Annotated in this window: 4 protein-coding genes; 1 reads left to right on the top strand and 3 read right to left on the bottom strand. The window is 37.1% G+C overall.

The genetic code is table 11. The features are described from left to right. Window positions 1-276: 276 nt before the first annotated feature. Window positions 277-1059 (top strand): formate/nitrite transporter family protein, encoded by a 783-nt coding sequence (locus AC1WHX_RS10240; RefSeq protein ID WP_302545352.1) that lies wholly within the window; start codon window positions 277-279, stop codon window positions 1057-1059. A 42-nt stretch (window positions 1060-1101) separates the two neighbouring features. Here the strand turns inward: AC1WHX_RS10240 and AC1WHX_RS10235 are convergent, their stop codons facing one another. From AC1WHX_RS10235 to AC1WHX_RS10225, 3 genes are all read right to left on the bottom strand, one after another. Then, entirely contained in the window at window positions 1102-1635 is a 534-nt protein-coding gene (locus AC1WHX_RS10235; protein WP_302545353.1) for a GNAT family N-acetyltransferase, read from the bottom strand. Between the two features lie 44 nt (window positions 1636-1679). Beyond that, a complete protein-coding gene (locus AC1WHX_RS10230; protein ID WP_122303572.1) occupies window positions 1680-3113 on the bottom strand; it encodes a DHA2 family efflux MFS transporter permease subunit in 1434 nt (477 codons plus the stop codon). A 294-nt stretch (window positions 3114-3407) separates the two neighbouring features. Further along, window positions 3408-4988: a sulfatase family protein gene (locus tag AC1WHX_RS10225; RefSeq protein WP_303116807.1), complete on the bottom strand. Its 1581-nt coding sequence runs from the start codon at window positions 4986-4988 to the stop codon at window positions 3408-3410. Window positions 4989-5283 lie beyond the last annotated feature (295 nt).

The following is a 5283-nucleotide window of genomic DNA, read 5'->3' as shown; positions in this document are numbered from 1 at the left end:
AATACCAATGAAACACACAAAAAACAAGAATATCATAAATAGATAAAACTTAAAGCTTTCCACGTTATTCCAGACTACAATCTCCATTGTTCGTCTAATAAACGATCCTGTATCGCTTGTTTGACTATAAAACATTCCAAATCTCTCAATTGTTTTTCAATAAACATTATTTAACAATGAAAACCGATTCAATCTTATGAAGATATTTTTTAACCACCCGCTTCGACTGCAATAAAATCCGTTATATTTGCACTTTATTAAAAAACGGAACACATTATGAGCACATTACCCCCCTCAGAAATAGTAATATCTGCAGAAAAATCGGCTTTGCAAAAAATCGAATTCAGTACACGAAAAACCGTTATTTTAGGCATATTGGCCGGAATTTATATAGCAATGGGAGGATTATTGTCTCTTCTAATCGGCAGCGGATTTCCTGAAATAACGAATAACAATCCCGGACTACAAAAACTTCTTTCCGGTTGCATGTTCCCTTTGGGGCTCATATTAGTTGTCATCGCCGGAGCAGAACTATTCACCGGCAATAATGCGATTTTAATACCGGGAGTATTAAACGGCAAATATAAATGGACGGCAGTATGGAAAAACTGGGTTATCGTTTACTTCAGTAATTTTATCGGAGCTCTTTTTTTTGTTTATGTTATGGTACATTCGACAGGAGTTGTCGCATCCGATCCTTGGCATTCGGCAATAAAAAATATTGCAGTCGCCAAAGTATCGATGTCTTGGATTACAGTCTTCTTAAAAGGAATCGGAGCTAATTGGCTCGTATGTCTTGCCGTATGGTTAGGAATGAGTTCGTCAAGTACTGCCGGGAAATTCATAGGATTGTGGTTCCCGGTTATGGGTTTTGTCGCAATCGGATATGAACACAGTATAGCCAACATGTTCTTCATTCCGTTAGGTATGCTCCAAGGAGCAGACATATCGGTTTACGATTTCTTGGTAAGCAATCTCATTCCGGCAACATTAGGAAACATTATCGGAGGTGCTCTATTCGTAGGTAGTTTTTATTGGTATGCTTATCTAAAAAAATAAAACATTTGCTCTTAAAAACCTATATAAGAGCCTGTATAAATTTTATATCCTAAAAGGATCGGAATAATGTACTATACCCTGTACTCCGTCCAAAGCACCGGGAAATAATTCTATTGCCATACAATATTCTTCTGGGACATCGAAAGGAAACTCGATGTTAAAATCAGAGGCTTTTTTATAACCGAATCTCGGATAATAGTCTTTATGCCCTAATAAAACGGCAGAACTATAGCCCAACCGTAAAGCTCGTTTATGTGCTTCCCGAAGCAACTCTCCTCCTATACCCTGTTTCTGAAATTCAGGTAAGACGGAAAGCGGAGCTACAGCTAATGAAATAACCGACTCATTTCCCGATACTATCGCCACTTCCGTGAGTAAAATATGTCCCACCATTTTTCTCTCATCAACCTCTGCTACTAAAGAAAGTTCCGGAATAAAAGCATCCGATTTGCGCAAACGACCGACTAATAGATGTTCGGTATGATCGCTTTCTTTTACATTTCTGAAGGCATATTCTACCAAATCGTCAACAAGCTTATAATCAAAAATTTGTTCTTGTCTAATTTTAATATTCATTATTTATAAAATTACTCAAACTTATTGACTGACAAAAGAGAACTTCAAAACATTTTTTTCTTCAGCATTACCACACTGCCGGCATCTTTTGACAACTTAGTGTATCCATAAAGATGCACAAAACCGAGAACCGTTACAAAAATAAACGCCAATCTAAAGTCTGGAATGGTATAATGTCCTGCAATCCCATGATTTATAATATTCGAAAAACGCAAAACTACCGCTCCCATGGCGATTCCCATGCCTGTTGACATTTGTTGTATGGTACTATACAAAGTATTTGCCGCTGTCGTCTGGGAAGCTGGTGTATCGGTAAAAGCCAGAGTTGTTAAAGAACTGAACTGTAATGATCGAAAAAGACCGGCTGTAAATAAAACTAAGACAATGACATAAACCGGAGTCGTAGGCATCAACAATGCGGTAAAGAAAGTAAACAAAGCCGAAAAACAACCGTTTACGATCAATATCGTACGAAATCGGAAACGGTGCATAATCCATACTGTCAATGATTTCATAGACAAATTTCCGACCATTGTGGATAAAAACAGCAGTCCTGACTCAAAAGGATTCAGTCCAAATCCTTCTTGAAACATCAACGGTACAAGATAGGGAAAAACTCCTATAATCATCCGAGATACAGACCCGGTAAGAATCGTCACTTTATAAGAATTGATTTTCATTACAGAATAGTCGATCAAAGGATGCGATATATGTTTCGAATATCTGACATTAAACCACAACAAAAGCAAACTGAAACCTATAATCAACAAAGAATAAAAATAAGAAACACCGTCTTTGCTTAAAATTTCAACTCCATACATAAATCCGGCTAAAGAAAAACCGCTCAATACAAATCCTACAGCGTCAAAACGAACTTTCAACCGTTCTTTACGCTCTTCAGAAGGGATATACTTCCATGCCAAAAAGATGCATATAATACTGATCGGAACGTTTAAATAAAAAATATACCGCCAATCCCAATAAGTCGTTAAATATCCTCCGACAAGAGGTCCGATAATCGGAGCGACTAATGCAGGTAAAGTAATATAGTTCATTGCAACCGGCAAGTCTTCCTTAGGTGTAGTCTTCAATACAGCCAAACGCCCCACAGGAGACATCATCGCACCCGCCATTCCCTGCATAATACGATACAGAACAAATTGAGTCAAGGATACAGATGTCCCGCATAATGTCGAAGCTAAAATAAAAAAAGCGACAGCAGTACAAAAAACATTGCGTGTACCAAAACGATCGGCAATCCACCCGCTGACCGGAATAAATATAGCCAAAGCTATTAAATAAGACGTTACTCCTGTACTTAAATGAATAACATCAACTCTAAAAGAACGAGCCATTGCGGGTATTGCCGTATTTACGGCTGTCGTATCCAAGAATTGCATAAAAAATGCAATAGCGACTATCAAAGATACAGTGACAGATCTGTTAAACTTAAACGGTAATTTCTTTTTCCACCTCATCCATCTCTATTTTCCACCGAAATCACACAATTTTTTATCAAACTTCATAAAAAAAATTCAAACTCCATATTTTCATTTAGATCGAAAAAAATGATCATACTATCAAGCCTATCTGAATTTTCCTTAAACCGATGCAAAGATACTCGATTTATATCATTTATTATTTCTTGAATATCGCAAAACCGCTCTGTTTCTCACTAAAAAAACAAAAATGCCAAAAAGACTAATATTATCCTCTTATCGGAAAACTTAGACAGCCTCTTTCTTATTAAGTTCTGAGAAGGTATCCCCCAATTATTCCATCATAAACTTGTTCAAGGATAATGCAAATGTATCATTATACTGTTTTTGTAAACGCACCAGTTCTCGATTCATAAAATCAACGACTTTCCCGTATTCCGGATCATCAAACACATTATGCATCTCTGTCGGATCTTTTTCGAGATCATACAGTTCCCAAGCATCTATATCGTTATAAAAATGTATCAACTTATATTTATCCGTACGAACTCCATAATGGCGTTTTACGGCATGTTCTGCCGGATATTCATAAAAATGATAATAAAGAGACTTTCTCCAATTTTTCGGATTCTCCCCTTTCAATAAAGGAAGTAAAGAAATACCTTGCATATCTTCAGGGACAGGTACTCCTGCCAAATCTAAAAATGTAGGTGCATAATCTATATTTTGAATTAATTGAGAAATATCTCCTTTTTTATCAAAATCTTTCGGCAAACGCATAATCAAGGGGGTACGCATAGACTCTTCGTACATGAAACGTTTATCGAACCACCCGTGTTCTCCCATATAAAATCCCTGATCAGAGGTATAAACAATCAATGTATTCTCCAATAAGCCTTTTTTATCAAGATAATCGAGAATCCTCCCGACATTGTCATCCAAGGATTTTACTACTTTCATATAATCCCTCATGTAACGCTGAAATTTCCATTCAGCCAACTCTTTCCCGCTTAGTTTCCGAGAATAAAAATCTTGTATTATCGGATCATAAAAATGATCCCAAACCTTACGTTCTTCCGGAGTCATCCGACCTATAATTTGTTCATATACCGATTTTAAACGACTCTCTTTCCCAACTGCCAGCATTTTCAGATCATAAATAATATCCATATCTTCGGCAATACTCATTTCCTGTGCCGCAGCAGCAAGACGTCCGTTATAATCATCAAAAAAATTATCCGGTAACGGGAAAATTTTATCTTCATACAAAGAAAGATTCTTTATCTCAGGTAACCAGTCTCGATGTACAGCCTTATGATGCAAGAATATAGCAAAAGGTTTGGTCTCATCTCTCTCATTCTCCAGCCAATTTATTCCTATGTCGGTAATCAGGTTCGTAACATATCCTCGTCTTTGTACCGTATCATTATTCATACGGATAAAATCCGGATTATAATAATCGCCCTGGCCGGGAAGAATCTCCCAATAATCAAATCCTGAAGGCAGACTTTCAAGATGCCATTTACCCACCAACGCAGTTTGATATCCGGCTTTTCGGAGAAGTTTAGGCATTGTTTGCTGAGAAGAGTCAAAAACACAAGTGGTATTATCGGTGAATCCATTTGCATGACTGTGTTTTCCCGTAATCATACAAGCCCTGCTCGGTCCGCTTAATGAATTGGCAACAAAGCTGTTCGTAAAACGAACACCATCTGCAGCAATACGATCCAAATTCGGAGTATTCATATAACGGGTATCATAACAACTCATCATTTGAGCCGTATGATCATCCGTCATAATATATACAATATTATAGGGTGTTGCCGATTTCTCTTTTTTCCCTGAACAAGACAATGCAGAAAACAGAACTGCGACTCCCGATAACGAATATAAAACTTGACCAGAATATTTCATTGTATCAGTTAAATTTTAGAATCTGTTTAAATCTTATACTATCCGTTTCAACTATGAAGATGACTTCCGAATAGAATTTAAAAACTTGACTGAAACAGATTTTTAAGGTTTACAATAATTATTCCATTATTTTTTTCGAGATTTCACCTCATTCAACAAGACCGAAAGACGCTTTACAACTTCCGGATATTGTATCGCTACATTCTGCTTTTCTGCCGGGTCGGTAGACAGATCGTACAACTGAGCTTCAGGGCTGTTTCCCAAATCCATTTCCACCCATGACACGGCATTAGGC

It is taken from the genome of Coprobacter sp. (genome assembly GCF_982436375.1).
The sequence above is the reverse complement of the archived record's forward strand: the minus strand, read 5'-3'. Positions and strand labels throughout refer to the sequence as shown.

Bases quoted from the DNA above. Each gene is read 5' to 3' on its own strand.
- AC1WHX_RS10240 (WP_302545352.1), top strand. From the start codon at position 277: ATGAGCACATTACCCCCCTCAGAAATAGTAATATCTGCAGAAAAATCG.
- AC1WHX_RS10235 (WP_302545353.1), bottom strand. From the start codon at position 1,635: ATGAATATTAAAATTAGACAAGAACAAATTTTTGATTATAAGCTTGTT.
- AC1WHX_RS10230 (WP_122303572.1), bottom strand. From the start codon at position 3,113: ATGAGGTGGAAAAAGAAATTACCGTTTAAGTTTAACAGATCTGTCACT.
- AC1WHX_RS10225 (WP_303116807.1), bottom strand. From the start codon at position 4,988: ATGAAATATTCTGGTCAAGTTTTATATTCGTTATCGGGAGTCGCAGTT.